Origin of the sequence: Leucothrix pacifica, from assembly GCF_003172875.1 — a bacterium.
Lineage (GTDB): Bacteria > Pseudomonadota > Gammaproteobacteria > Thiotrichales > Thiotrichaceae > Leucothrix > Leucothrix pacifica.
The window spans coordinates 56,862-82,709 of the sequence record NZ_QGKM01000036.1 but is presented as its reverse complement, the minus strand read 5'-3'; the positions used below and the strand labels follow the sequence as shown (position 1 = coordinate 82,709).

The window sequence follows — 25,848 nt, the reverse complement described above, 5'->3', positions numbered from 1 at the left end:
AGTTCTCGGCTTGTTTTGTGATCAGGTGCAAGCGCCGTTTTAGCTCGTCTTATTCAAGGCGTTACTCATTAACATACCGCAACGGCACCCGCCTCGTCACCCCAGTAAACAACGTATAAGCAATCGTCGCACTATGGTCCGCCACTAAATTAGCACTGACATGCTCACCCCAAAGCTCCACAGGATCACCTTCTTTAATATGCGGCAGATCGGTTAAATCAACCGTCAGCATATCCATCGACACCTTGCCGATAATGCGGCTCATGTGGCCATTCACCCAAACAGGCGTGCCATCTACAGCATGTCGCGGGTAGCCATCGGCATAACCCATTGCCACAACACCAACCCGAGTAGGGCGGTCACAAACGAACCGTCCACCGTAGCCAATGCGTTCTCCAACCGGTAAATCACGTATGGAGAATATGGCCGAGCGCAGTGACATCGCTGGTTTTAGCAAGGCATCTGAGGCATGGTCTGTGCCCATTGGCGTTGCACCGTAGAGCATAATGCCGGGTCGTATGTACGCTTGGTTTGCTTTGGCGTCTGACAATATGCCTGCGGAGTTGGACAGGGCGCAAGGTGCTGGAATGTGAGCCACCGCGCTATCAAAGCAACTGACTTGTTGTTCAGTGAAGCTTGTGTCGGCTTCGTCAGCCCGTGCAAAGTGGGTCATTAGCACCACACTGTTGATTTGTTTGCACTGGGCTAATTGTTGATAGACCGCTTCGGTTTCTTCCGGCGCGAAGCCCAATCGGTGCATGCCGCTATCCATTTTCAGGAATACATCAACGGGATGCTCAAGTTTGGCTTCGAGCAACCACTGCAGCTGACGATAAGTCGCCACAGCAATCATCAGTCTGTGCTGATCCACGTCCTGCAGTTCTTCGGGTTCGAAAATGCCTTCCAGTAGCAGGATAGGGTTTTCAATGCCGGACTCGCGTAGTTCCAGCGCTTCTTCTAAACAGGCCACACCGAATGCATCTGCCTGAGCTGATAGTGCTTTTCCCACCATGACAGCGCCATGTCCGTAGGCGTTTGCCTTGATGATGGCGATGGCTTTGCTGTTTGGTGAGAGTGCTTTTGCTTGCGCGTAGTTGTGGCGAATCGCGTCAAGGTCAATCAGTGCGTGGGCGGGCCTGGCCATGGGTTATACGACCATTACGCCTTCAACTTCGACCAGTACACCCAGTGGAAGTTGAGAGATGCCAACGGCTGCACGTGCTGGGAATGGCTCTTTGAAGTAACGCACCATGACTTCGTTAACCATGGCGAAATTGCTGAGGTCAGTCAGATAAATATTCAGCTTTACGATGTCTTCCAGAGAACCGCCCGCTGCTTCGGCGACGGCTTTGATATTGCGAAACACCTGATCCGCTTGTTCTGCAAAGTCTTCGGTCTCGACTTTCATGGTTTCAGGGTTTAATGGGATCTGCCCTGAAATGTAGGTGGTGTTGCCTGCAGTCACGGCCTGTGAGTAGGGGCCGATTGCGGAGGGTGCGTTTTCGGTGACAACGATAGTTTTTTCAGTCATGAGTTATCCTGATTTAATCGTAAACGGTTGGTAGCAGCATAATACAGAGAATTAATCCGGCGCAATCATGTTTGCACCGGATCATGGGTTCACTGCTCATCTTCTGATTGGGCCAGCTCTTCGAGTTCCTGCGTCAACTCCTCAAAGCTTGCCTGAACTTCTTCTGGTGCTTGGTTGTAAGCTTCTTCCAGCACTTCTTCTTCGACGTCAAAGTTAAGACCCGCACTCAATGGTGTTGGTGCCATAACGACGAAGTCTCCCTGCTCAGTAACTTCAACAGGTATCTCACGTTGCCTGCTTCTCCAGAGTGTATAGGCGACCACGGCGGTGGTCATGCTGGCAATTGTCAGATAGAAGGCAGAGGGGCCAAAAAACTCCATACCGGTGGCTGTTAGTGGTGAGCCTATCACGGCACCGGTAGCGTTGATTAGCACCAATGTGCCACTGGCGGCAACCATTTGCTGTGGGTTCAGGTAGTCATTTACGTGGGCACTACAGAGTGCATACAGCGGCATGATCATGCCACCGATCAGTGCGGCTAGTATGAAAAATATTGGCCCTAATGATGCGCTAAATGCACCGTAGGTGCAGACCACGGTGCCTACTGCACAGGTGCCTAGTATTACACTACGTCGACCGATTTGGTCAGACAGCCAACCCAGCGGGTACTGAAACAGGAAGCCCCCGAGGATGACTGCGCTCATAAACAGTGAGACGTCTTTTACTGAGAAGCCAAGATTGGTGGTATATACCGAGCCCATACCAAAGAATGCACCGGTACTAACACCCGAGGCGAACATGCCGAACACGCCGAGTGGGGAGACCTGAAACAGTTGTCGTATGCTCACGGATTCATGGGTATCGAAGCTTGGGCCACGGGTAGCAGAAATCAGTAGTGGCACCACGGCCAGGCTCACTAACAGCGATGTCAGAATGAATAACTCAATTTCTCTTGGTGAGGCGATATTTAGCAGGAACTGTCCACCCGCCATGCCGCCTAGCGTGGTGATCATGTAGACGCTGAGCATTTTACCGCGCGTTGAGTTATCGGAGGCATCATTTAGCCAACTTTCAACGACGATGTATAAGCCGGCATAGGAGAAGCCTGTGACCAAACGCATTGCCCACCACAAAAAGGGGTCTACCCACACACCGTGAATCAGAATCGATACGGAGGCAATAGAGGCGAGAGCACCAAAGACTCTCACATGGCCGACTTTTGAGATCATGTGAGGCACGGCATAGCAGCCCAGAATCAGACCCAAGAAGTAGCCAGACATGACGAAACCGGTCACACTGGTATTAAAGCCTTCCATGGTGGCGCGTATACCCAGAAGGGTACCTTGTAGTCCGTTGCCTAGCATGATTAGCCCCAAGCCTAAGAATAGTGCCCAGGTGCTAGTGATTATCTTGATCACGATTTATTGCCTCATAATTTAGGCTCGCGATTCTAATCCTAAATACTGTTACATATCTAACAATGAATGCGATGGCTCAGCAAAAACTTTCCACTTGTCTTTCGGTACTTCTGCAAACACTTCAGCGAAGCGTTTTTGGTGTAGATTGGAGCCGTCAACGGCCCGTATGAGAATTTGTTTGATATTGTGCGGAAACTCACGATAAATCCGCGCATACACTTCCGGATCTTTTTCACCGCTATCGCCAATTAATATGAATTGGTGTTCCGGGTAACGGTGGATAATGTTCATGGCTTTGGTGGTTTTGTAAACCTCTGATGACATGAAGAATTTGATAAAGCTGCGGTTGCTTGGGTTGAAGTTGCGCAGGTGTACCGGCCCCCTTGGATAGTACTGATCAAGTAGTGGTTTGAGCAGCGGGTACATCTGCCATGGCGATGAGGACAGATAATGAAAATATGCGCCCTGATTGGATAGCCATTGGAAAAACGCCGGCATCCCTTCCACAGCATGATACTCCTTGAGGAACACGCTTTGGATTAATAGCTTTTTGTCTAAGACATTACTTGGCTTGAGTGTGTCGTCGATATCGGAAATGACTGACAAGCCTTGTCGGGGGATGAGTTGTGTTTCAGCGAAAAATTCACGCGTATCCTGCTCAGGCATATCCACCGGCAACTTTAACCACGCTTCTTCTGGTTTGCCTTGGTAGGGAATATCAAACTGCAGGTGCCCGCTGAGTTTACTGCGGGGTGAGCGATGTAGTTCTCCATCGAGTTTGATGTGGATACGTTTATTGCTTTCATTATCGACTAAGAACCATTTGATGCGTTCCTGAAAGATAGGCAGGCGTGCTTGTTCTTCGGTGACATCCATAAACTCAAGCAGCTCAGAAACCGCTTTAACGCTCAGCAGGCGCATGATGCTGTTTTTATCTAGCTCAAAAAACCAGGCATGTACTGGAATAATCCAGCTGCCGTCTTCCTGCTGGGTGGCGCTGGTTGGGAAAAATATCAGCTCTTCATCCATTTTGAGTGGCGAGCCATGTCTTACCCACGAGGGTGCCATTTTAAGCCAGTGTTTCAGTAGTAGTAATTTGCTGTTTAAATCCTGACTCATTGCCCGGCCCTTGTAGGTAGTGGATTATTGTTGCTCATACGCTGCGGCGACTTCTTCTGCGATGATGGCGATACCGTCGCGCACAACGGATTCTTCCTGTGCGTATGATACACGGATACATTCCTGAGTATGTCGCCAGCCCGCCTCAATGCCGGGGAAGAAGTTTTGACCGGGAATAACCAGTACGCCTCTGGCTTTGAGTCGCTCATAGAGTTCCTGACTAGTGATTGGCAGTCCCTCAAACCACAGCCACAAGAAGATCGCACCCTCTGGTTTATGAATGTGATAAGGCAGCTCACCAAGTGCACTTTTGAACAAACCCACTGCCAACTCTGAGCGGTCACGGTAAAACGGTTTGATGTGTTGCTGACTCATGGTAAGAATCTCACCACTGCGAAACCACTCTTTGGAGAGACTAGGGCCAAGGTTACAACTGGCCAGGTTGGCAATAGTGGAGGCGTTACTGTAAGCCTGAATGACATCTTCATTGGCGACAATGATGCCGGTACGTACACCCGGTAAGCCAAGTTTGGACAGGCTGAGTACCAAAATGGTGTTGTCATTCCAGTGCGGATTGACGTCATTAAAAATGATACCGGGGAAGGGCAAACCGTATGCGCCATCTAAAATCAGTGGAATGCCTTGGGCTTTTGCTAATTCGTCGAGATGGCTGATTTCGTTATCCGTTAGCACATTACCTGTCGGGTTAGTCGGGCGGGAGACGCACATTGCACCGGCGTTAGTAAGATCTAGTTCTGAAAAATCAACGCGATACTTAAACAGATGATCTTCGAGGTGTTCGATGTCAGGCTTGGTGGCCGTGAACAAGCCTTCGTTTAAACCGACGTCGCTGTAACCAATGTATTCCGGCGCCATTGGCAGGTGAATCGATTGGTGCCCACCGTCTTTGGTTGGTCCACCGAGCATATTGAACAGAATAAAGAACGCTGCCTGACTACCATTGGAAATGGCGATGTTTTTTTCAGACAGTTTCCAACCAAATTGCTTTGACAGTAAGCCCGCAACGGCCTCGCGAAAGCCTTTTTCGCCTTTGGTGGACTGATATATCCCCAGCATGCTGTGCAGTTCCTGAGGGTCATTGCTGATCTCAGCCATGCGCTGTTGAAAAATATCTGCCATCGCGGGAATACGGCCCGGGTTACCGCCACCAAGGAAAAGCATGTCAGGGTTTTCATTGAGTGCGGAGCTTAGGTCGTCCATTAGGCCAACGATGCCGGACTCTGCTGCGAATTTTTCACCAAATGCGGATAGTTTCATGTCATGCCTGTGAGTGTGGTTCTGCGAGTTTTCAGTGTGCATGTTCTCATATTTGAGAAGCTGTGGGCTAGGCTTGTGATATAGTCATTGCTATGAAATAAGATCATTTAGGACTGCTTATGCTGGGCCCAAAAATAAAATTTGAAGGTGTGAAAGGTGTTGGTGCTGTTGAGCTTGATCTACAGGAGGGTCAACAGGTTTATACCTTAATTGGTGAGAATGGGGTTGGTAAAACAAAGACGTTAGAGTCATTGTTTCAAGCGTTATTTTTCACTAATTGTGAGGTTCAGAAACTACTTGGGCAAAAAAAAATAGTTTTTAATAAACAAGGTTGGTCTTTTAGGTCGGTTGTGGGGCTTTTGCCGGAGATGTCCCCTGTGGATGCGGAGATACTAGGCACGTATTGGGGAGGAGGAGCATTTGGTGTGCATAAGTCTCCCACTGTACTTTTAGCTTCACAGAACAGAGGTTTTATTCAACATGAGTCCATAGGAGCGGCTTCGCTTGGTGATTTCGAACAAAGGAAACTTGCTTACTTAAAAAGAACAATTGAGTCTATGGGTAGTAGCTTTTCAAGTATGAATATGGATATAAGTATTGAGAGTTGGTTCGTTACATTGGCTCAGTCTTCCAATCCATACCAAAAGCAAAAAGATAATCGAGATATCGAAATAAAAACGGTCTTAAGCTTGCTAAATAAACTGGATCGAAGAATTGACCCAGGTGTAATGGAGATTGGCGGTGATGGGCGTGTTAGCTTGAAAATTGATGGGCAGTTGAGAGAGCTGTCTCATCTAAGTACCGGTTTTGCATCTATCCTAAAAATGATTCAGGCAATTATTTCTGGCTATGGTTACTTCACAAATGAAGTCAATTTGGACAAGGTTAAGGGTGTTGTACTGATTGATGAAATAGAGAGTCATTTACACCTTTCATGGCAAGCCAAAATTATCCCACTATTGAAAAACTTATTCCCAAATACGACTTTTTATATCACAACGCACTCATCTGTTGTGTTGTCGCAGCTTAATGAGGGCGAAGCCTACCGTTTGGATCGTGAAGCAGATGGTGTCGTAAGAACGAAGATTCTTGAGTCTCCGAATAAGTCGGCACTAGTGGATGTACTCAGAGACGCCTTTGATATCGATTTGAACAAAATGAAAAGAGAGAGGATGTCTGCAGAACAGCAGAAGCATGCTAAGGAGCAGTTATTATCTCTATTAAATCAGCAAGGTAGTAAAGCACAATGACACGTGGCGTATTACTCGATACTAATTTGCTAATAGGTGCTTTCGATGATACTGGCTCTACTTCTGAAGAGCAGCGTGCAAAAGCCAAAGAGCAGTTGACGACATTATTATCTGACCCATATGTTGCCTTGGCAATTACTCCATTGATTCGATACGAGGTATTGCGTGGAATTAGCTTGCAGGAAGACGAGCGTTTTGAGCAAATGAAGCGTGCACTTGGTGGTTTTGAAGAGTTTGATATTGGGCGGGATGTATCGGAATTAGCGGCAAACTTATTCCGCTTTGATCGCAATGAAGTAACTCAGAGTGGTGAGAACCGAAATATCGAAAAGCGTAAGTTTGATGTATTTCATCTTGCAAGTGCCGAGTGTAATGCTTTGGAACTGGCATCAGATGATAGCGATATCAGCAAGTTAAAATCACTTCATGACCGATTTATCGAGTCAATTAATCACAATGAAAAATAAGGATTCTAAATGAATTTTTGCAGTGAATGCGGCGAACGTGTCAGCCAGAAAATACCAGAGGGTGATAACCGACTCCGATACGTGTGTGATAGCTGCGAGACAATACACTATCAAAACCCTAGAGTTGTCGCGGGAAGTCTGCCAGTGAGTGGTGACCGGGTATTGCTGTGCAAACGAGCAATCGAACCGCGCTACGGCTATTGGACGCTACCTGCCGGTTTTATGGAGAATGATGAAACGCTTACTGAAGCAGCTGCCCGCGAAACTGAGGAAGAAGCGTTGGCGAAGGTGGAAAACCTTCAGTTGTATACGGTGATTAGCGTGCCTGGTGTGGATCAGGTGCATGTGCTGATGCTGGGTGATCTGGTGGATGATGAGTATTCAGCGGGTATCGAGAGTCTGGAAGTCGAGCTATTTCGTGAAGATGAAATCCCTTGGGATCAAATCGCATTCAGGGCGGTAAAGATGACTCTGGAGCGTTATTTTGAAGATCGTAAAAAAGGGGTTTTTCCGGTCTATAATTTAGATATTGAGCGTTGGTAAAAAGCTATGTTGCGTTTAACGTTGATATTAATGGTGATCATTGGTTTGCTGATTTTGCTGGGAGCTGGCTATCTGGCGTACCGCAAAGTTCGCAAAAGCATCGGTGATGCGTGGGATAAAGGCACAGAAATCGCTAATGAGCAGCAACAACGTTGGAAGCAGCGTGAACAACTGAAGTCACAACCTGACTATATTCAAAAAGCGTTTAAGCGGTCAGAGCAAGTTGAAAGTGATACGCAGTTGCTACCAGAGGATTGGCAGTCATCATTAGCGCCGTTAAATACGGCGATGCAGAAGATTTTCACGATTACTATTGGTGATGAGAAGCGGGCGGATAAGGTGCGTTCTTTTTATAATACCAGTCTGCCGGCGTACGCTTCTTTTGTTGCAAAGTTACGCAGTGATCACGCTCATTTGGATGAACAAGAGAAAACAAAAGCGGTTGAGAATATTGACGTGTTTGAAGCGGATTTCGAGCGCTATTTAGGACAAATACAGCAAGCAAGACGCTTTGACTTTGACGTGTTAATGGATGTCATCAAGGTGCGTCTGAAGAATCGATAGGAGAGAAATACATGGGCATTTTTTTAAGTATTATCGCTATTATTGTTATTGGTGCAGTCATTTGGCTATCGATGCAGCCAGCTAATTATGAAGTGGTACGTCGTCGTGTGATCAAAGTGAAGCCTGAGGTGGTCTATGCCAATGTGGCTGAGCTAAAGCAGTGGAGCCAATGGAATCCGTGGATTATGCACGAGCCTGATACAAGCTTGGAGTACGGTGAGCCGACCAACGCGGCCAGTGGCTGGTATTCCTGGGATGGAAAATTTATCGGCTCTGGCAAGATGACAATTACTTCCATGGTTGAGAATGAATCTATTGAGCAGGCGCTGAAATTCTATAAGCCAATGAAGTCTAAGAGTGATGTGTATTGGCGCTTTAACGCCATTGGTGATACGACCGAAGTGACGTGGGGCATGCGCGGGAAAATGCCATTCCTGTTCCGCTGGATGAGCAAGATGATGGACCAGTGGGTAGGCAAGGACTATGAGATTGGTCTTGCCCGATTGGCCGCGGTAAGTGGCGATACGGAAGATGCCTTTGAAATTGAATTTCCAGGTACCGTTGAGGGGCAGGCAGAAGATTATATTGCCAGTCATTATGTCGGGCCTATTGATGATATGAAGGCTGCGATGGAAGAGGGTTTCCCGAAAGTGGCGGCTGCGGCAGTGGAGCATGGTATGGAGATCAGCGCACAGCCATTCACGCTGTATCATGAATTTGATATGAAAAATAAAAAGGTCATTTGTGATATTGCGGTACCCGTCAATAATCCAAAAGAAGTTGATGGTCTGATTACTGGTTCGCTACTGGCGCAGAAATATATGCGAACGACGTTGAAAGGCGATTACGAGCATCTTGAGTTGGCTTGGCATAGTGCATTTAGCCATGCGCGTATGTACAAACACAAGATTCAGATGGGTAAGCCGATGGTGGAGCGTTATACGACAGATCCGGCAGAGTCGTCCGGATTGGATTTGGTGACTTCGATTGATTTGCCGTTGAAGTAGGTTTGATGGCCTTCCTGTTATCTTAAATTAATGGAGCAGAGCGCATCTGTCGCCTGCTCCAAATTTCATGACTCACTCAGCTAATTGCTTAACCACCACAAATGCTCCGCGCAAATCACCCTCTTTAAAGCCAGTGGCTTTATCATCCGGATAAAGCTCGTTTAGCTTGGCAGAGACTTCCGGCTTCAATTCGCTACCATGGCAAGTAAGGCATAAACTACCCGTTGGAATCGCTTTCATAAAACGAAATTCCTCATGACCATCTGATGTCTTAACGATATTGGCATAAGCCAAGGTATCCGGTTTCTCACCACTGGCTTTACGCGTTTCAAATTCATTCAGAACGGTATCTTGCCAGTCGTTTGCTTTGCCCATGACTGGGTTACGGTTTTGCAGACTCACGCGTGATACCGCCATGTTTTTATCGGCAGAGACAGATTTGGCAATTTCAGGTGCTTTCGTGTTACACACATCCATTGCATTCACTGGTCCACCGGATTTCATGGCTGATTGCAGCTCACCTTTTAGCGTGCCGCCCAGTGCTTGTACGGCTAACTTCGCTTGTTCAATTAGCGCTGCTTTGTCGTGCTCAGATTGCCACGATTGCTTAACTTCTTGCTGTGTACCGTCTGCGACCTTTGCCGGTGAGGCAGTATCAGTAGCTTGTTTATCGCCGCCCCCGCATGATACCAGTAGTGCTGAGAGGCTGATTAATAGTAACTGTTTCATCGCTTATTCCCTTAAGTGTCTTATCTCTCACTATAATAATCGGGCTCAGGCTTCCATACATTGTGTTTTATCAATTTTGAACATTATTGATTCGTGTCAAAGTCGCTCCGCGACTAGTCGTTTAAAGTCTCGCGCGTTGACCTATACGTAAAATCACACTATGAGTACAGAATTACTTTCCCCGGCCGGTACACTTAAGAGCATGCGCTATGCTTTCGCTTATGGCGCGGATGCCGTTTACGCCGGGCAGCCCCGCTACAGTTTGCGGGTACGCAATAATGAATTTAAGCATCTTGAAAATTTGCAGGCTGCCATTTCCGAAGCGCATGCGCAGGATAAAAAATTCTACCTTGCCAGTAATATCGCACCGCATAACAGCAAGGTGCATACCTATCTCAAAGACTTGGAGCCAGTTATCGCCATGCAGCCTGATGCGCTGATCATGTCTGACCCCGGACTTATTATGATGGTGCGGGAGACGTGGCCGGATCAGCCGATTCATTTATCTGTACAGGCTAATGCCGTGAATTACGCTGCGGTGAAATTCTGGGCAAAGCAGGGCATAGAGCGCGTGATTTTGTCGCGTGAATTATCCATTGATGAGATCGAAGAGATTCGTCAACAAGCGCCTGAAGTTGAGTTGGAAGTGTTTGTGCATGGTGCGCTTTGTATTGCATATTCCGGTCGTTGTTTGTTGTCCGGATACATGAGTCATCGCGATCCTAACCAAGGTGCCTGCACTAATTCCTGCCGCTGGGAATATAACAGCCATGAAGCCAGAGAGAATGAAACCGGTGATCTGGTGGCGGTAGATACCAGCCGCATGAGCAATCCCGAAATCTGGTCACCGCACGATGAAGTGCAGCCGGTCTTACTTCAGGAGAAAAACCGTCCGGATGAGTTTATGCCTGCGTATGAAGATGAGCATGGCACTTACATTATGAATTCCAAAGACTTACGTGCCGTCCAGCATGTGGAGCGTTTGGTTAAAATGGGTATTCACTCACTGAAAATAGAGGGTCGCACTAAGTCTCATTACTACGCCGCACGCACTGCTCAAGTATACCGGCGCGCGATTGATGCCGCTGTGGCGGGTGAGACTTTTGATATGAGCCTAATGAGTGAGCTGGAGCATCTGGCAAACCGTGGTTATACCGAGGGCTTTTATCGACGTCATGTGCCGAGTGAATATCAAAACTATGAAAAAGGCGCATCGGATAACCCGAATCAGCAATTTGTCGCAGAGGCCACTCATTTTGACAAACAGAATGGTTTGCTGACATTAGATGTTAAAAACCGTTTTGGGGTCAATGATGCCGTAGAGCTAATCACACCTGCTGGTAATATTAGCTTTGATATCCAACAGCTTGAAACGGAAAAAGGGCAGTCGATAGATGTCGCTCCCGGCTCGGGTCATATCGTGCGTATTCCTGTGGATAATCTTCCTGAGCTTAAGCTTGCAGAGGATGGCGGCTACGCGTTGCTGATGCGGCATATCGTTTAGATTATGGGATATGTCCGCAAAATAATTTCACCCCGATGATCAGCTGAGCAACTTGACGATGATTCTTTGTGCGGTGCAATATAATCGCTAAGTCAGAGATATCTCCGGAGAACGATAATGAATTTGCTAGAAGGAAAGAAAGGTTTAGTCGTTGGCATTGCGAACCGGCACTCCATTGCTTATGGCTGTGCGAAAGCGTTTCATGATGCCGGTGCAGAGATTGCGATTACTTATGTGAATGAGAAGGCAGAACCTTACGTCAGGCCACTGGGTGAAGGGCTGGATTCACCGATCATTATGCCGTGTGACGTGGAAAAAGAGGGTGAGCTAGACGCGGTATTTCAGAAAATTGAAGCTGATTGGGGCAAGCTGGATTTTGTGTTGCACTCGATAGCTTTTGCGCCAAGAGACGATTTACATGGTCGTATTACCGATTGCTCGAGGGCCGGTTTTTTGCAGGCGATGAATGTCTCGGTGTATTCCTTTATTGAAATGGCGCGTCGTGCAGAGCCTTTAATGAAGCAGGGCGGTGCTTTGTTAACTGTCAGTTATTACGGTGCCGAGAAAGTGGTTGATCACTACAACCTTATGGGACCAGTAAAATCTGCGCTGGAAGGTACAACCCGATACCTGGCCGCTGAACTTGGGCACAAGGATATTCGGGTTAATGCGTTATCGCCGGGGCCATTGAGTACGCGGGCTGCTTCGGGGATTAATCATTTTGATGAGTTGATTGATGAAGCCAGAAATCGCGCGCCGCAACGTCGTTTAGTGACGATTGAGGATGTGGGCAATATGGCGGTGGGGCTTGCCAGTGATCAGATGAAGAGTGTCACTGGCAATATTGCTTACGTCGATGCAGGCTATCATGTGATGTCGTGATGTCGTGATGTCGTGATGTCGTGATGTCGTGATGTCGTGATGTCTGCTGTTTTTTGTTTGACTTCAGCTTAATGTGAAGTTGGGCGTAGGCAGTGTTTACTGCCGCTGTTGATTCACATACAGCTGGGCCAGTGTCGCGGATGCTAGTCGGGTTAAGGCATCATCTGCACGACTGGTGAGAATAATCGGCACTCGTGCGCCCAGTACTAAGCCTGCAGCATCCGCACCTGCCAAATACATCAATTGCTTAGCCATCATATTGCCAGCTTCCAGATCCGGTGCCAGCAAAATATCAGCATCACCAGCAACGGGTGACACGATGCCTTTGATATCGGCTGCTTCTGTGGAAATAGCATTATCAAATGCCAGCGGGCCATCCAACACAGCTCCGCTAATTTGTCCGCGGTCAGCCATTTTACACAGCGCGGCAGCGTCTAAGGTGCTGGGAATACTGGCGTTGATTGTTTCCACTGCGCTAAGTAGGGCAACCTTGGGTGTGTTGATTTGCAGTGCGATAGCCAAATCAATTGCGTTTTGCACGATATCCCGTTTGCAGGCCAGATCCGGTCGTATATTGATGGCTGCATCGGTGATTAAGAGTGGCTTGGAGTAATGTGGTGCATCCATTACGTAGATGTGGCTAAGGCGACGCTCCGTTCGCAGGCCTGCTTGCTTATTCAGGACTGCGCTCATCAGTTCATCCGTATGCAGTGCTCCTTTCATGAGTGCATCCGCTTTTTCTTGGCTGACGAGTTCTACAGCTGTTTCGGCAGCAGCGTGACTATGTGGTACATCGACAATCTCGACTCCATCTAGCGAGATTCCGGCAGCTCTCGCAGCAGTTTCAATTTTGCCTTTAGGTCCGACTAAAACTGGCACAATTAAATCTTCAGCATACGCATCCATCGCGCCAGTTAATGATGCTTCATCGCAAGGGTGAACCACGGCGGTACGAATGGCCTGCATACCTCGGGTGCGCTCTAACATTTCTTTAAATCGCGCCCCTCGTCCTTCAAAGACCACATCCGGTAGTAGAGTGCGTGGGCGTCTGACTTTTTCAGTCGGAGCAATGACCTCAGCAACCCCCTTGGTGACGGTTTTACCCGCCTGATTGACGCATAAGCAATCCAGTAATAAACGTTTTTTCTCCGGGGTCTTTTCCGTCACAGTCACACTGACAGTCACCGTATCTCCCAGCTTAACCGGCCCGCGAAAACTCAGGGATTGATTCAGGTAAATAGTGCCAGGCCCCGGTAATTGTGTGCCAAGAACAGCGGAAACAAGAGCGCCGCCCCACATGCCATGCGCGATGACTACGTGGAACATACTGGTTTTGGCATAGTCCGGATCAATATGTGCCGGATTAACATCACCGGAGGCTAAAGCAAATAATTCGATATCCTGCTTGTTGAGCGTACGGCTAAGAGAAGCACTGTCCCCGACAACAATTTCGTCGAAGGTTTTATTTTCAATATATTGCATGTACTAAGCCTGCTGTCACGTTAGTTGTTTCAAGTATGACTCTGATTGTAATCGAGAATGCTGTTGTGATGGTTTAGCTTTTGTCCCGCTGCAGGGACAAATAGTTTACTTGAGACTTTTCACGTCAGTGACTTGCGATGGCAAATCAAGGTGCTATGCTAAGCCGCTTTAAAATCTTGCAAATTCAAAAGGTAAATGTATGAGCACTTCCACGCAAATCACACTGCGCACACCAGACGATTGGCACTTACATTTACGGGATGGCGAGATGTTGGAAGCGGTTGCACCATACACATCAGCGCACTTTGGTCGTGCTATTATTATGCCTAATTTAGTACCACCAGTAGTGCGCACTGAGCAAGCTATTGCTTATCGTGAGAGTATTCAACAAGCGTTGCCTGAAGGTAGCAGCTTTCAGCCACTGATGACTTTATATCTGACTGAACAAACTGATCCGGCGGATGTGAAGGCTGGTTTTGCGAGTGGTGATGTTACGGCATTAAAGCTTTATCCAGCCGGTGCGACAACGAATTCCGATGCAGGCGTTAAGAACATCGAAGCGGTCTATCCGGTACTGGAAGCGATGCAGGAAATTGGCATGCCGCTGTTGGTCCACGGCGAAGTGGTTGATGCCGAGATTGATATCTTTGATCGTGAAGCAGTGTTTATCGAACGAACATTAAAGGGCGTGCGCAAGCAGTTTCCGGAACTGAAAATCGTGATGGAGCACATCACCACCGCGGATGGGGTGGAGTTTGTGAAGTCCTGCGACAGTCATGTTGCCGCGACGATTACCCCACATCACCTGACGATTAACCGTAACGCTATGTTAGTAGGGGGTATTCAGCCGCATTATTACTGTTTGCCCGTAGCTAAGCGCGAAACACACCGTCAGGCTTTGGTTGAAGCAGCAACGTCTGGTGACCCACGCTTTTTCTTAGGCACTGACTCAGCACCGCACTTGGATGGCGCAAAAGAGAGCGCATGTGGTTGTGCCGGAATTTTCAATGTATCCGTGACCATGTCGGTGCTCGCACATGTGTTTGAAAATGCAGGCAAGCTGGAAAACCTTGAAAAATTTACCTCACTCAATGGCCCAGCTTTTTATGGTAAGCCTTTAAACGAGTCGTCCATGACGCTGGAAAAGCAGTCTGAGGCCTTAGATATTTCTGAGAAATTAGCTGTAGCAGGCGGCCAAATGACGATATTTGACCCTAAATTCCCGCTACTATGGCGCGTGGTTTAATTGCATTAACTAGCGCAAAATCCCGCTGGTAGTCACCATGTCTTTGACCCAGACGGCTTTCTTAGTCTTCGGGGCAATGTATTCATGCAGTCGCACGATATAGTGCATATTCATCTTCGGGGTAAAACCCTGAATCCCCGGAAAATTTGACTGCCAAGGCGCATCGTCTTTTATGCGAATCCAGCGACTGTCGTATTTGACTTCACGCCATTCAATGCCTTTGGCTGTGCTATTCAGCTCGATAAACTTGCGCACACCTTTTGAACCGTACTTCGCCTCATCCGTTGGTGAACCTGAAAAATTCAACTGCTGTCCATTCTCTGTTTTCAGCGTTAGTGTTTGATTGTTGATGGAGTAACTTGTAACGCGGCTCAAATAATCACTGACTTCAGCATCTGATTGCATCAAAGTGCCCGTGCAGGCTCGTTTAGTGCCCATCATCGGGCCGACTGATAAGCTATTATCCGCACCACGTGAGAAGCTCCCACTCATATTATTACAACCGCCAGTAATGAAGATGCGATCATTGTTTATGGTGATTTGGTAACGGCTAGCAGCATCACCGGAGTTGAGCATAGTCGAGGTGATTCCAGCACTATTTCTAATGCTAGCGAGTTGCCAAATCATGGTGTTGAGTAATTTTTCAGTATTTACAGTCATTGGCCTTGGAGTCTCTGGCTTATTTGTATTTGGGCTGGAGCTTATATTGCTGGCGCCGCAGGCCGTGAGAAGGCTGGTGCAAATTAGGTAGATGCTGGCTTTTCCGAGATTTATCATTTTCATTGTTTGTCCCCGTTTTGATTGTCTATATAGTTGACGATTCTCTCACGATTTAGTTTCGGTCATTAGGTTGCAAATAGCCTTAAATGCTATCTAATCACCTTCATTGTGTCGGTTTAGTCATACGACTTAAAGTATTCGACATGGCAGGTGTAACCACCCGGATTTTTCACCAAATAATCCTGATGATAATCTTCTGCATCATAAAAAACATCCAGTGGTTCTAGTGTGGTAACAACCGGATTTGGCCATTTTCCAGACTCATCGACAAACTTAATAAAGTCCTCTGCCTCTGCTTTTTCCTCTTCATTTTGGTAGAAAATAGCAGAGCGATACGATGAGCCAATGTCATTACCTTGACGGTTTAGTGTTGTCGGGTTGTGAACACGGAAGAAATATTCCAGTAGCTGACGATAGCTGATGACCGCATCATCATACTCAATCAACATTGCCTCGGCATGGCCTTCGTGGTTGCGGTAAGTTGGATTGGGAACGCTTCCGCCGGTATAGCCAACTTCGGTGTTGATCACGCCTTGTTGTTGGCGAAATAGATCTTCTAAGCCCCAAAAACAGCCACCAGCCAAATATGCTTTCTTGATCATTTTGATATTCCTTTGTGTGATTCTTTACCTGACAGTATATACGTCTTTGTTTGGATTCGACGTCAGACACTAAGAATATTAGGGGTATAAATGATGAGAGCTCTCAGTGACAGGCATGATTGCAAAACAGTAGTTATGAAGATATTTTAGAACGCTTCGAAGCGGCAATTGAGGAGTACATACAATGAGTATAGAAATTAAGTCAGGTGGACTGTCGGACTTCTTTGCTTCTGCTAAAGAAACCGCTAAAGAAATAGATCAAGGTAAGAGAGTAACCCCTAAGAAAACAATTTGGGTTGACCCTAAAGACCTTATGCTCATACTTAAGCCAGAAAGAACCAATTTGGTGAAGTACTTACGGAAACAAGAAAAGGTGATTTTTTCAGATCTAATGGTTGCGATGCATAGAAGCCCTGCAAGCCTGAATAATGATCTAAAAATTCTCTCCAGATACGACTTGGTGAAAATTACCAAAGCGGCCAATCCTGGTCACGGCGTTAATAAAATCATCGAGTCAAACTTGGGCGGGTAAAAAATCGAGTTTCGTGTAGAAATCTAAGCAACGGGCAGATGGAATTTCCAAGCCTGCCCGTCAATATTCTAAGCTTTGCGGTTAAGCCTTGCGCTCAAACTTCCGCATTATGATAAACATTCTGAACATCATCCAGATCATTCAGCATATCTAAAAACTTCTCAAACATCGCCAAATCTTCTTCATCGGTAATTGGCGTTGTGTTCTGTGGAATAAACTGAATCTCATCCACATCAAAATCAACATCCGGGACAGCAGCGACGATTGCAGCACGCGCTTTACCGTATTCATCATTCGGTGCAAAAACAGTGATCTTGCCGTCTTCATTCTCAATATCAGTCACATCCACATCCGCTTCCATCAGCGCATCCAGAATTGCTTCTTCGTCATCACCGGCAAACATGAAAATGGCAAGGTGATCGAACATATGAGCAACTGAACCCTGAGTTCCAATCTTACTATTAGTCTTAGTAAAGCAGACACGAACATCTCCAAACGTACGATTCGGATTATCCGTCAGGCATTCAACAATCGCCATACACTTACCGGGGCCATATCCTTCATAGCGAGCAGGGGAGTAATCCTCACCACCACCACCTTTGGCTTTCTCGATACCTTTCTCAATAACGTGAGAAGGAACCTGATCCTTCTTGGCACGATCAATCAAGCTACGCAGTGCAAGGTTGCCTTCAGGGTCAACACCGCCGGCTTTGGCACAAACGTAAATCTCACGTCCGTACTTACTATAGACCTTGGCTTTCATGTCTGATGTTTTAGCCATGGACTCTTTGCGGTTTTGATACGCTCTTCCCATCTCGCAATTGCTCCGTTGAAACTGTTCAAAGTACGAATTCTAACGCGTCGCACTATCGGATGGAACCATTAGCTATATTTCGCAAAAGGGAATTGGTGCTTCCACCTCATTCAGGGATTTCAGGAAGTTACTTTGCGTAGTGTTTTCAAGCGCAATAACTTCCAGAAATCCCGCCGTCTGAAGTTTTAACCCACAAATCATTAACACTCTGTCACTTGACCTACGTCAAAGCCTCAAAATCAACTGTCATTGATAATTCGCAAAACATCTTATCTATGGTGCTTGCGAAAGGAGCGATGCATGAGTGAACAAGCCTACAATGACAAAGTAGTGCGCCAATTCTCGATTATTACCGTGTTATGGGGAATAGTCGGGATGTTAGTTGGCGTCATAATCGCCGCGCAGTTAGCGTGGCCCGCCCTGAATTTCGATGTCTCATTTCTGACGTTCAGCCGATTAAGACCGCTTCACACCAACGCGGTTATTTTTGCGTTTGGGGGAAGTGCGTTGTTTGCTACCTCCTATTACGTGGTACAGCGTACCTGTCAGGTTCCCCTGTTTGCGCCCAAATTGGCTGCATTCACCTTTTGGGGATGGACACTGGTGATCGTTCTGGCTGCAGTTACGCTGCCGTTGGGATTTACTCAGTCTAAAGAATACGCTGAGTTAATTTGGCCAATCGACATATTGATTACTGTCGTGTGGGTGGCATACGGTATCGTCTTCTTCGGTACTATCGTAAAGCGCAAGGTTTCACATATCTATGTGGCGAACTGGTTCTTTGCGGCTTATATCATCACCATTGCGGTGCTGCATATCGTAAACAATCTGGCCGTACCGGTGAGTTTGACAGAGTCTTACCCTGTATTCTCAGGTGCGGTCGATGCTATGAGCCAGTGGTGGTACGGCCATAACGCAGTAGGTTTCTTCCTGACAGCGGCCTTCCTCGGCATGATGTACTACTTCATTCCTAAGCAGGCGAATCGTCCGGTTTACTCTTACCGTTTATCAGTCGTTCACTTCTGGGCACTCATTTCAATTTACATGTGGGCTGGCCCGCACCACCTTCACTACACAGCTTTACCAGATTGGGCACAGTCGTTAGGAATGGTGTTCTCGCTGATTTTGTTAGCGCCATCATGGGGTGGCATGATCAACGGAATCATGACCCTGTCCGGGGCCTGGCATAAGTTACGGTCCGATCCAATTCTGAAGTTCATGATCGTGTCATTGTCTTTCTACGGTATGTCTACCTTCGAAGGTCCGATGATGTCTATCAAAACTGTTAACGCATTATCTCACTACACTGACTGGACAATCGGCCACGTACATTCCGGTGCATTGGGTTGGGTTGCATTTATCGTTATCGGTTCACTGTATGCCTTGATTCCAAAGCTATACGGCAAGACTGAAATGTATAGTACTTCCATGATTAACACGCACTTCTGGCTGGCCACAATTGGTGTGCTGCTATACATCGCTGCGATGTGGATTGCGGGTGTTATGCAAGGTCTGATGTGGCGCGCGGTGAACGATGACGGCACGCTGACTTACACCTTCATCGAAAGTATTAAAGCGACTTATCCGTACTACGTGGTTCGTTTCTTAGGCGGCCTGATGTTCTTAGGCGGTATGTTCCTGATGGCTTGGAACGTGATGAAAACAATCAAAGATGTAGAACCTGCAGTGGTCACAATTAAAACACCTGCAGTTGCGGCACAAGGAGCTTAATGATGATTAAACATGATTTTATAGAACGCAATGTTGGCGTGATGGGTGTGTTGATTGCACTGGTCATCAGCGTCGCGGGAATGGCGGAAATTGTGCCGCTAATGTATCAGGCACAAACCACAGAGCCGGCTGAAGGGGTAGTGCCTTATCCTGCAGTGGAACTGGCTGGTCGTGATATTTACGTCAAAGAAGGTTGCTACAACTGTCACTCACAAATGGTTCGTCCATTTGTGTCTGAGAGCTTGCGTTATGGCCCTGCATCGGTGGCGGGTGAGTCGGTGTATGACCGTCCTTTCCAGTGGGGATCTAAGCGTACCGGCCCTGACTTAGCCCGTGTGGGTGGTCGTTATACGGATGAATGGCATCGCTTACACCTGATGAATCCACGCGACTTGGTACCAGAGTCAAACATGCCTGGTTTCCCATGGTTAGCTGAGCGCGAGCTGGATGGTGATCTGATCACCACCAAAATGAATGTGCTCACTATGTTGGGACATCCTTACACACAGGAGCAGATTGATGGTGCTGCTGAGAAAGTGAAGGGCGTGACAGAGATGGATGCCTTGATTGCATATCTGCAATTCCTGGGTGTTGCCAATAACGGGAGGGATCAGAAATGAGCGGAACCTTCAGCGGTGTAATGACCGGTATTTTGATCGTTGTATTCCTCGGAATCGTGTTCTGGGCTTACAGCAAACGTAACAAAGCAGCATTTGATGAGATGGCGCAGATGCCCCTGAATGAAAATGCACCAGAAAAGAAGGAGACTAGCCATGACTGACGGTTGGAGTTGGTATGTCATCATTTTAGTGGTGGGAAATATTGTCGGTGTTGCGTGGTTGTTGTTTGCCACCAGCCAGTCGAACGGTAAAGACGAAGAATCAACCACCGGTCATGTCTGGGATGAAACACTCCAGGAGTATAATAATCCTTTGCCTAAATGGTGGTTGTGGTTGTTCGTGATTACCATTGGTATGGCGATCATTTACCTGTACTGGTATCCGGGCCTAGGTAACTACAAAGGTGCTTTGAAGTGGACGCAAATGTCGCAGTTTGAAGAAGCCCGTGAGGATATGATTGATCGCCAAAAGGTTGCTTTTGAAAAGTTTGCGGATCTGGAACTGACTGATCTGGCAAAAAATGAAAAGGCGATGGGAACTGCAAGTCGTTTGTTCTCAAACAACTGCGCAAGCTGTCACGGTTCTGCGGCTCAGGGTGCTAAAGGCTTCCCGAACCTGACCGATAACGATTGGTTATATGGTAACTCTCCAGAGCAAATCGAGCACTCCATTGTAAAAGGTCGCGCGGGTGTGATGCCTAAGTTGGGCTTGAGTGATGTACAAATCGTTCAGGTTTCAAATTACGTGCTGACATTAAGTGGCCGTGAAGCAGAAGCGGATGCCGAGGAAGCAAAGAAAGGTGAAGCCTTATTTGCTACTTGTATCGCCTGTCACGGACCAGATGCAAAAGGTATGCACGCCTTGGGTGCACCGAATCTGACCGATGATATCTGGTTACATGGCTCTGAGCTGGCAGACATTCAGGATGTAATCCGTGAAGGTCGTCAGGGTCAGATGCCCGCACACGAGAACCTGCTGACTAAAGCAGAGACTCGTTTGTTAACCGCCTATGTAATGTCCCTGTCCAAGTAATTGGGAGAATAGAATGAGCCCCTTGTCTGAAAGTAAGCATCCTCACCATGAGCTATATCGCCGAATAGGAGTTGTGGTCTGGGTGTCATTTGTTGCCGCTGCGGTCGCCACCGCACTGTTTTTTGCAACTTTCGATCCGTTGGTAATAGTGGAAAGTGCCACGTATCCGCTGGATTGGAGTCGCACAACAAGTTACAGCATTGGGTTCTTCCTGTTTTGGGGACTTACCAGTGCAACCGGTGCAATGGTCGCGTGGTTAATCCACCTGCCAGAGCGCTCGGCTGCACTGTTGCGTGAGCGCGAAGCACGCAATAGTCAGTTGGAGAGTGAGGAGGACGCATCATGAGCAATGCTAATCCTTCTCCCCAGCCGATTAAATTCTACAAATCGCATGAAAAAGTGTATCCGCGTGAGACCAAGGGTTACTTCCAGAACCTGCGGAATATCACCTTATTGCTGTTGTTAGGTATTTACTACATCACGCCGTGGATCACCTGGAACGGACGGCAAGCCATCTTGTTTGATCTTCCTGCCCGTAAATTCCATATCTTTGGCCTCACTATGTGGCCTCAGGATTTCTTCTTTTTGACCCTGCTGTTGATCATGGCAGGCCTGTCGCTGTTCTTCTTTACCGCGCTTGCCGGACGCTTGTGGTGTGGTTATGCCTGTCCGCAAACTGTCTGGACGGACGCCTTCATCTGGATGGAGCGTTTGGTCGAAGGCTCGCGGGCTAAGCAGATCAAGCTGACAAAATCACCGTGGACGCCGGAGAAAATCCGCAAACGTGTTCTCAAGCAATTCCTGTGGGTAACGTTCGCTCTATGGACTGGCTTTACCTTCGTGGGTTACTTCTCGCCAATTAAGGAACTGGCAGTAGAGCTTTGGACCTTTGAAGCCTCTGCCTGGCAAGTCTTCTGGGTGCTGTTTTACAGCTTCGCGACTTACGGTAATGCCGGATTCCTGCGTGAGCAAGTGTGTCAGTACATGTGTCCTTATGCGCGTTTTCAGAGTGCCATGTTTGATAAAGACACACTGATTATTGCCTACGACGAAAAGCGTGGTGAGCCGCGCATGAAAGGCAAAAAGCGTAACGAAAACGAGAATAAAGCCGGAGACTGTATTGACTGTGGACTCTGTGTGCAAGTGTGCCCAACCGGTATCGACATTCGTAACGGCTTACAATACGAGTGCATTGCCTGTGCAGCCTGTATTGATGTGTGCAATGAAGTCATGGATAGCGTGGGTAAGCCGCGAAATCTGGTGCAGTACACCACAGAATCCAATACGGAAGGGCGTAAAACCAACTTCCTGCGACCTCGTATATTGATCTATGCAGGGTTGTTAGGTGTGTTGGCAATAGGCTTCCTGATCGCACTGTTTATGCGTAGTACTGTGCAGATGGATATTATTCGTGACCGCAACGCTCTGTATAAAGTGGTGTCCGGTAATCTGGTTGAAAATACTTACACCTTGAAAGTCATGAATAAAGGTAATCTTGATCAGCGTTATCAGCTGGTAGTAGAAGGCTTGCCAGATGCCAAGATTAAGGTGCTGAATGACCGTGTGATTGCGGCGGGTGAGATCGCGAATGTCACTGCGCAGGTAACGGTGCCTAAGGATAAGTTAGTCGCGATGAGTCAGACGGTGCACTTGAAACTGAGTGAACTGGAAGGGGATTCACGCGATACAATTGTTGAGGAGACGCGGTTCTTTGGGCCGGGGAAGTAAGTTTCTCCCCCTCTGACCTTGATATTTATCCTTTGTCAGAGGGGGGTATGAAGTTGCTTTTTTGATTGAGGGCTGTTTCTTCTTTTTTAGAGAGCCCAGCCCGAATAATGTGCATGAAAGATACTACTAGGTAGCTACGGCATTACTCTTCAAACTCTGAATGACTGAATTTAAGAACATTACAATTTTCCGAAATAGTACGTATTACCGCCTCGTCGAAGCCCTCGTTTGACTTAGCCTGAATCTCAACAGAAATTGAAACCTCAACACCCAGTTTAGAAGTAAACTGTTCCAACACTTCGTCAACAATATTCGCAAAATCCATTTTTGCTTTAACAGGGTCGAGTTCAATACTGCCGTAAAATTGCTTCTTATTTTTTGCCGGTGTGGGAATAGTCCCTCCACCACCTCCAGGAGTCGGGCCAATTTCAGGTCCAGGGTCATTAACACCGCCTGGGGACGGTGAAGTTCCACCACCAACTGGGGCTGGTGGGGGCGCTGGCTTTGTTCGCTCTCGGTAAGCAGCGGCTGCTTCACGCTCGATCAACAATGAAGAATCATCCAAAATCGACATGGAACCACGACCGAAAACAAAACCTAAATAACGATCATCATCTTTACCCGAAGCAAAACCAAAGTAGTCTTCACTATCTAAGCCCGAAGTAATCGCATTTTGGAAAACCTGGTCATTCACAAGGCGAGGTAGGTACAAATAATGGCAACTGTCTTGCCAGACTTTTAATGCACCTACTTCAGTGACATCATCTTTTAAATACCACTGCTGAAGTGTGTTACGCAGATGAATAGGGCTCCACTCATAAATCAACCACTCTTCTTCACGCAGCGTGTTTTCAATTTCAGTCACGAGGTTTTGCGCAGTAGGTGAAACTGAAACTGCTTCCCAAGTCAGCTTCGGCTTGCCTCGCACAAAATCTTCAACTGGACAAATAATCCACTTGTAAGTTTCGCGCACTATTTGATGCAAGCTTTGTTCGGCGGTATCCATATTGCGCTTAGCCTGCTTGGACAGTGATACAGTTAGATCCAACTTCCCATCAGCCACATCAGACACGATACTCTTCCAAGCAAGATAGGTCCTACCTGCATCTTTTAAACGGCTAACCACATCATATTCCGGAGCAAAGAAAATCAACCGGTTTTGCTTTTGTCGTGGCTGGTCACCTCGGTTGCGCAGTATCCCTTCAGCAGCCTCATAAGCTTGTCTGGCATCACCTCGGCTGTATGCAGCGTTTGGTGGTAGCACTACTAAGCGTGGGCCCGAGCCATAGTCATCAGGTACATCTACCGATGGCGTGAAAACATGAACCCCGCCAAAGGAGTGATTGCGCCCAAATACATTTCCTACACGCTCTTTTAATAACGGGTGAAGCTCTTGGAACTCATTAATATTATGCTTTCGGCTTTCCATTTCACGCCGCAGATTTGGCCGCGTATCCAGATAGTAGCGATCTTGCTCTGAATACAAATAATGAAGACGATCTCGTAAACGCTTCAGCACATCTTCAAATACACCAAGGGTCTGACCAGGTTGAGCACAGCCTAATAAAATATGTTCTTGATTTAAGCCTTTAACACCTTGTTCCGCATTTGAGGGGGCACTGCCTAAAAAGATGGTGCGCATCGCGCGGCGGGCAGCCTGTACACTGCCAAATCGGGTGTCATGGCCATCAATATTAGCGGGCTCTGAGCGTGGGCCATCCACTTCTTTTTCCAGAACCGGCTCCCAGCCTTGGGGTAAGTAGTGAATGCTCTTGTTACGCACATTGCTGTCATCCAAGGCAATGGAACCCGGCATAATCAACGCGTCTTTGTTATCTGAATTCCAAAGGCGGTGAATTACAATGGCCATGTACTGCAACACGCCACGCGTGCGCTGGAATTTATCCAGGGTCGACCAGTCTTCATACAAGCGGTCAAACACTTCTGGGTGAATGGGGTAAGACTGGCAAAGTCTTTCAAAATACACATTCGACTGAGTTTCCAACGGAAACTTATCACTATTAGTGCGATAGAAATCAGAGAACTGCCGACTAATGCCTTCCACTTCAGCACGTTCACCAGCCGATTCAAACAAACGGCGGCGTACAATTTCAAAGGCTTCAGTACTGGCAACAGGCTTCCAAACCGATTCAACACGCGCAAAGTATTTTTCCAGCGATTCCAGAGCACGTTGGCCCATGGTGCCACCCACTTCTAATTCAGACTCCGGTAACGAGGCCAATAGAATCGCGTTGGGGACCGCTTTCATGGCTTCGGTGAGCGCCTGAATAAATGAGATATTACTATCGAAGGTACCTGCTTTAAATTGTTTGCCGACTTCTAACTGGCGAATAAAGGCCACGAGCTCGTCAATGAGAATGACACAAGGCGCCGCCTTCTCAACCAGCTGCCGCACGACCTCTTTGCCCGGTGATGTGCCATCGGCATCGCTCTGGGCAACCATGGCATAACCTTCGTCACCGAGAAGTTGCCAAGCTAATTCACCCCACAGTGTGTTCGCTGCAACCTTTTCCTTACCTGAGCCGTGTTGTTGTGGCTGGCTAGGTGACAGCTTAATGCCATCAATGACTGCCACTTTTGCACTGGGCAAGTCATGGATGCCTGCTTCATCCAATAGAGGTGGAATGCCTTCCAGTTTATCGGTACTGACTTGGCGAGAGGCCAAATGCAAAACCGCCAACATGGTATGGGTTTTACCACCACCAAATGCGGTTTGCAGCTGGATGACCGGGTCACCACCTTGGCCCGCTAAGCGCTGTGCAACCGACATTAACAGTAAGCGCATGCCTTCAGTAATAAAGGTACGGGAGAAGAACTTTTCGGCATCTTGATATTCTTCGGTTGCCGTCCCTGAAGCAACTTGCGAAATATCAGCCGCAAATTCAGATTGCTTAAAAGTGCCTTCTAAAACATCTTTGTGAGGGCGGGCAATTTCACGCCATGGTTTTAAACTCATTCTTTTTTTCTC

26 protein-coding genes are annotated in these 25,848 nt (G+C 47.5%); 15 read left to right on the top strand and 11 right to left on the bottom strand.

Annotated elements, in window-relative coordinates:
• Positions 1-61: 61 nt before the first annotated feature.
• From alr to DKW60_RS12540, 5 genes are all read right to left on the bottom strand, one after another.
• On the bottom strand, positions 62-1,144 hold the full coding sequence (alr, locus tag DKW60_RS12560) for an alanine racemase (protein ID WP_109838000.1): 1,083 nt from the start codon (positions 1,142-1,144) through the stop codon (positions 62-64).
• Between the two features lie 3 nt (positions 1,145-1,147).
• Positions 1,148-1,531 carry a RidA family protein gene (locus tag DKW60_RS12555; RefSeq protein ID WP_109837999.1) on the bottom strand — a complete coding sequence of 128 codons (384 nt, stop codon included), beginning with the start codon at positions 1,529-1,531 and terminating at the stop codon, positions 1,148-1,150.
• Between the two features lie 89 nt (positions 1,532-1,620).
• Positions 1,621-2,949, bottom strand: a complete 1,329-nt coding sequence (locus tag DKW60_RS12550) for an MFS transporter (RefSeq protein ID WP_109837998.1) — start codon at positions 2,947-2,949, stop codon at positions 1,621-1,623.
• A gap of 48 nt (positions 2,950-2,997) precedes the next feature.
• A complete protein-coding gene (locus tag DKW60_RS12545; protein WP_109837997.1) occupies positions 2,998-4,068 on the bottom strand; it encodes a phosphatidate phosphatase App1 family protein in 1,071 nt (356 codons plus the stop codon).
• Between the two features lie 24 nt (positions 4,069-4,092).
• Entirely contained in the window at positions 4,093-5,346 is a 1,254-nt protein-coding gene (locus DKW60_RS12540; RefSeq protein ID WP_109837996.1) for a valine--pyruvate transaminase, read from the bottom strand.
• A gap of 119 nt (positions 5,347-5,465) precedes the next feature.
• Between DKW60_RS12540 and DKW60_RS12535 the strand changes: the two genes are divergently transcribed.
• The 5 genes from DKW60_RS12535 to DKW60_RS12515 are packed head-to-tail and all read left to right on the top strand — an operon-like array spanning position 5,466 to position 9,177.
• Positions 5,466-6,596, top strand: coding sequence for an AAA family ATPase (locus DKW60_RS12535; protein ID WP_109837995.1), 1,131 nt, complete (start codon positions 5,466-5,468; stop codon positions 6,594-6,596).
• Entirely contained in the window at positions 6,593-7,063 is a 471-nt protein-coding gene (locus DKW60_RS12530) for a type II toxin-antitoxin system VapC family toxin (protein WP_109837994.1), read from the top strand. Before DKW60_RS12535 ends, DKW60_RS12530 begins: the two co-directional genes overlap by 4 nt.
• A gap of 9 nt (positions 7,064-7,072) precedes the next feature.
• Positions 7,073-7,606 (top strand): NUDIX hydrolase, encoded by a 534-nt coding sequence (locus tag DKW60_RS12525; RefSeq protein ID WP_109837993.1) that lies wholly within the window; start codon positions 7,073-7,075, stop codon positions 7,604-7,606.
• A gap of 6 nt (positions 7,607-7,612) precedes the next feature.
• Positions 7,613-8,170 carry a hypothetical protein gene (locus tag DKW60_RS12520; protein WP_109837992.1) on the top strand — a complete coding sequence of 186 codons (558 nt, stop codon included), beginning with the start codon at positions 7,613-7,615 and terminating at the stop codon, positions 8,168-8,170.
• A gap of 11 nt (positions 8,171-8,181) precedes the next feature.
• A complete protein-coding gene (locus tag DKW60_RS12515; RefSeq protein WP_109837991.1) occupies positions 8,182-9,177 on the top strand; it encodes an SRPBCC family protein in 996 nt (331 codons plus the stop codon).
• A gap of 72 nt (positions 9,178-9,249) precedes the next feature.
• On the opposite strand, the gene DKW60_RS12510 is transcribed toward DKW60_RS12515, so the two are convergent.
• Complete coding sequence (locus DKW60_RS12510; RefSeq protein WP_109837990.1) at positions 9,250-9,906, bottom strand: Tll0287-like domain-containing protein; 657 nt, start codon at positions 9,904-9,906, stop codon at positions 9,250-9,252.
• Between the two features lie 160 nt (positions 9,907-10,066).
• Here DKW60_RS12510 and trhP point away from each other — a divergent pair, with 160 nt between their 5' ends.
• Positions 10,067-11,410, top strand: coding sequence for a prephenate-dependent tRNA uridine(34) hydroxylase TrhP (trhP, locus tag DKW60_RS12505; protein WP_109837989.1), 1,344 nt, complete (start codon positions 10,067-10,069; stop codon positions 11,408-11,410).
• A gap of 117 nt (positions 11,411-11,527) precedes the next feature.
• Positions 11,528-12,292 (top strand): enoyl-ACP reductase FabI, encoded by a 765-nt coding sequence (gene fabI / locus DKW60_RS12500; RefSeq protein WP_109837988.1) that lies wholly within the window; start codon positions 11,528-11,530, stop codon positions 12,290-12,292.
• 96 nt (positions 12,293-12,388) lie between these two features.
• Here fabI and DKW60_RS12495 read toward each other — a convergent pair whose 3' ends face one another.
• Positions 12,389-13,774: a bifunctional enoyl-CoA hydratase/phosphate acetyltransferase gene (locus tag DKW60_RS12495; RefSeq protein ID WP_109837987.1), complete on the bottom strand. Its 1,386-nt coding sequence runs from the start codon at positions 13,772-13,774 to the stop codon at positions 12,389-12,391.
• Between the two features lie 199 nt (positions 13,775-13,973).
• On the opposite strand from DKW60_RS12495, the gene pyrC reads away from it, so the two are divergent.
• Positions 13,974-15,020 carry a dihydroorotase gene (gene pyrC / locus DKW60_RS12490; RefSeq protein ID WP_109837986.1) on the top strand — a complete coding sequence of 349 codons (1,047 nt, stop codon included), beginning with the start codon at positions 13,974-13,976 and terminating at the stop codon, positions 15,018-15,020.
• A gap of 9 nt (positions 15,021-15,029) precedes the next feature.
• Here the strand turns inward: pyrC and DKW60_RS12485 are convergent, their stop codons facing one another.
• Both DKW60_RS12485 and msrA read right to left on the bottom strand, forming a co-directional pair.
• Entirely contained in the window at positions 15,030-15,680 is a 651-nt protein-coding gene (locus DKW60_RS12485) for an META domain-containing protein (RefSeq protein ID WP_181389685.1), read from the bottom strand.
• A 236-nt stretch (positions 15,681-15,916) separates the two neighbouring features.
• A complete protein-coding gene (msrA, locus tag DKW60_RS12480) occupies positions 15,917-16,402 on the bottom strand; it encodes a peptide-methionine (S)-S-oxide reductase MsrA (RefSeq protein WP_109837984.1) in 486 nt (161 codons plus the stop codon).
• A 184-nt stretch (positions 16,403-16,586) separates the two neighbouring features.
• Here msrA and DKW60_RS12475 point away from each other — a divergent pair, with 184 nt between their 5' ends.
• Positions 16,587-16,934 carry a transcriptional regulator gene (locus tag DKW60_RS12475; protein ID WP_109837983.1) on the top strand — a complete coding sequence of 116 codons (348 nt, stop codon included), beginning with the start codon at positions 16,587-16,589 and terminating at the stop codon, positions 16,932-16,934.
• A gap of 94 nt (positions 16,935-17,028) precedes the next feature.
• Here DKW60_RS12475 and DKW60_RS12470 read toward each other — a convergent pair whose 3' ends face one another.
• Complete coding sequence (locus DKW60_RS12470; protein WP_109837982.1) at positions 17,029-17,748, bottom strand: YebC/PmpR family DNA-binding transcriptional regulator; 720 nt, start codon at positions 17,746-17,748, stop codon at positions 17,029-17,031.
• Between the two features lie 300 nt (positions 17,749-18,048).
• Here DKW60_RS12470 and ccoN point away from each other — a divergent pair, with 300 nt between their 5' ends.
• The 6 genes from ccoN to ccoG are packed head-to-tail and all read left to right on the top strand — an operon-like array spanning position 18,049 to position 22,859.
• Positions 18,049-19,479 (top strand): cytochrome-c oxidase, cbb3-type subunit I, encoded by a 1,431-nt coding sequence (ccoN, locus tag DKW60_RS12465; protein WP_109837981.1) that lies wholly within the window; start codon positions 18,049-18,051, stop codon positions 19,477-19,479.
• Positions 19,479-20,099, top strand: a complete 621-nt coding sequence (ccoO, locus tag DKW60_RS12460) for a cytochrome-c oxidase, cbb3-type subunit II (protein WP_109837980.1) — start codon at positions 19,479-19,481, stop codon at positions 20,097-20,099. Before ccoN ends, ccoO begins: the two co-directional genes overlap by 1 nt.
• Positions 20,096-20,260 carry a cbb3-type cytochrome oxidase subunit 3 gene (locus DKW60_RS12455; protein WP_109837979.1) on the top strand — a complete coding sequence of 55 codons (165 nt, stop codon included), beginning with the start codon at positions 20,096-20,098 and terminating at the stop codon, positions 20,258-20,260. Before ccoO ends, DKW60_RS12455 begins: the two co-directional genes overlap by 4 nt.
• Positions 20,253-21,131, top strand: a complete 879-nt coding sequence (gene ccoP / locus DKW60_RS12450; RefSeq protein WP_109837978.1) for a cytochrome-c oxidase, cbb3-type subunit III — start codon at positions 20,253-20,255, stop codon at positions 21,129-21,131. The genes DKW60_RS12455 and ccoP overlap by 8 nt, the downstream gene beginning before the upstream one ends.
• Before the next feature lie 13 nt (positions 21,132-21,144).
• Positions 21,145-21,477, top strand: coding sequence for a hypothetical protein (locus DKW60_RS12445; RefSeq protein WP_109837977.1), 333 nt, complete (start codon positions 21,145-21,147; stop codon positions 21,475-21,477).
• Positions 21,474-22,859, top strand: coding sequence for a cytochrome c oxidase accessory protein CcoG (gene ccoG / locus DKW60_RS12440; RefSeq protein ID WP_109837976.1), 1,386 nt, complete (start codon positions 21,474-21,476; stop codon positions 22,857-22,859). The genes DKW60_RS12445 and ccoG overlap by 4 nt, the downstream gene beginning before the upstream one ends.
• A gap of 142 nt (positions 22,860-23,001) precedes the next feature.
• Here the strand turns inward: ccoG and DKW60_RS12435 are convergent, their stop codons facing one another.
• On the bottom strand, positions 23,002-25,836 hold the full coding sequence (locus DKW60_RS12435) for an ATP-binding protein (protein WP_109837975.1): 2,835 nt from the start codon (positions 25,834-25,836) through the stop codon (positions 23,002-23,004).
• Positions 25,837-25,848 lie beyond the last annotated feature (12 nt).

Bases quoted from the DNA above. Each gene is read 5' to 3' on its own strand.
- DKW60_RS12475 (WP_109837983.1), top strand. From the start codon at position 16,587: ATGAGTATAGAAATTAAGTCAGGTGGACTGTCGGACTTCTTTGCTTCT.
- DKW60_RS12520 (WP_109837992.1), top strand. From the start codon at position 7,613: ATGTTGCGTTTAACGTTGATATTAATGGTGATCATTGGTTTGCTGATT.
- ccoG (WP_109837976.1), top strand. From the start codon at position 21,474: ATGAGCAATGCTAATCCTTCTCCCCAGCCGATTAAATTCTACAAATCG.
- fabI (WP_109837988.1), top strand. From the start codon at position 11,528: ATGAATTTGCTAGAAGGAAAGAAAGGTTTAGTCGTTGGCATTGCGAAC.
- pyrC (WP_109837986.1), top strand. From the start codon at position 13,974: ATGAGCACTTCCACGCAAATCACACTGCGCACACCAGACGATTGGCAC.
- DKW60_RS12545 (WP_109837997.1), bottom strand. From the start codon at position 4,068: ATGAGTCAGGATTTAAACAGCAAATTACTACTACTGAAACACTGGCTT.
- DKW60_RS12530 (WP_109837994.1), top strand. From the start codon at position 6,593: ATGACACGTGGCGTATTACTCGATACTAATTTGCTAATAGGTGCTTTC.
- DKW60_RS12495 (WP_109837987.1), bottom strand. From the start codon at position 13,774: ATGCAATATATTGAAAATAAAACCTTCGACGAAATTGTTGTCGGGGAC.
- DKW60_RS12445 (WP_109837977.1), top strand. From the start codon at position 21,145: ATGAGCCCCTTGTCTGAAAGTAAGCATCCTCACCATGAGCTATATCGC.
- DKW60_RS12525 (WP_109837993.1), top strand. From the start codon at position 7,073: ATGAATTTTTGCAGTGAATGCGGCGAACGTGTCAGCCAGAAAATACCA.
- alr (WP_109838000.1), bottom strand. From the start codon at position 1,144: ATGGCCAGGCCCGCCCACGCACTGATTGACCTTGACGCGATTCGCCAC.
- ccoP (WP_109837978.1), top strand. From the start codon at position 20,253: ATGACTGACGGTTGGAGTTGGTATGTCATCATTTTAGTGGTGGGAAAT.
- ccoO (WP_109837980.1), top strand. From the start codon at position 19,479: ATGATGATTAAACATGATTTTATAGAACGCAATGTTGGCGTGATGGGT.
- DKW60_RS12535 (WP_109837995.1), top strand. From the start codon at position 5,466: ATGCTGGGCCCAAAAATAAAATTTGAAGGTGTGAAAGGTGTTGGTGCT.
- DKW60_RS12455 (WP_109837979.1), top strand. From the start codon at position 20,096: ATGAGCGGAACCTTCAGCGGTGTAATGACCGGTATTTTGATCGTTGTA.
- DKW60_RS12540 (WP_109837996.1), bottom strand. From the start codon at position 5,346: ATGAAACTATCCGCATTTGGTGAAAAATTCGCAGCAGAGTCCGGCATC.
- msrA (WP_109837984.1), bottom strand. From the start codon at position 16,402: ATGATCAAGAAAGCATATTTGGCTGGTGGCTGTTTTTGGGGCTTAGAA.
- DKW60_RS12470 (WP_109837982.1), bottom strand. From the start codon at position 17,748: ATGGGAAGAGCGTATCAAAACCGCAAAGAGTCCATGGCTAAAACATCA.
- DKW60_RS12435 (WP_109837975.1), bottom strand. From the start codon at position 25,836: ATGAGTTTAAAACCATGGCGTGAAATTGCCCGCCCTCACAAAGATGTT.
- trhP (WP_109837989.1), top strand. From the start codon at position 10,067: ATGAGTACAGAATTACTTTCCCCGGCCGGTACACTTAAGAGCATGCGC.
- DKW60_RS12510 (WP_109837990.1), bottom strand. From the start codon at position 9,906: ATGAAACAGTTACTATTAATCAGCCTCTCAGCACTACTGGTATCATGC.
- DKW60_RS12555 (WP_109837999.1), bottom strand. From the start codon at position 1,531: ATGACTGAAAAAACTATCGTTGTCACCGAAAACGCACCCTCCGCAATC.
- ccoN (WP_109837981.1), top strand. From the start codon at position 18,049: ATGAGTGAACAAGCCTACAATGACAAAGTAGTGCGCCAATTCTCGATT.
- DKW60_RS12515 (WP_109837991.1), top strand. From the start codon at position 8,182: ATGGGCATTTTTTTAAGTATTATCGCTATTATTGTTATTGGTGCAGTC.
- DKW60_RS12485 (WP_181389685.1), bottom strand. From the start codon at position 15,680: ATGACTGTAAATACTGAAAAATTACTCAACACCATGATTTGGCAACTC.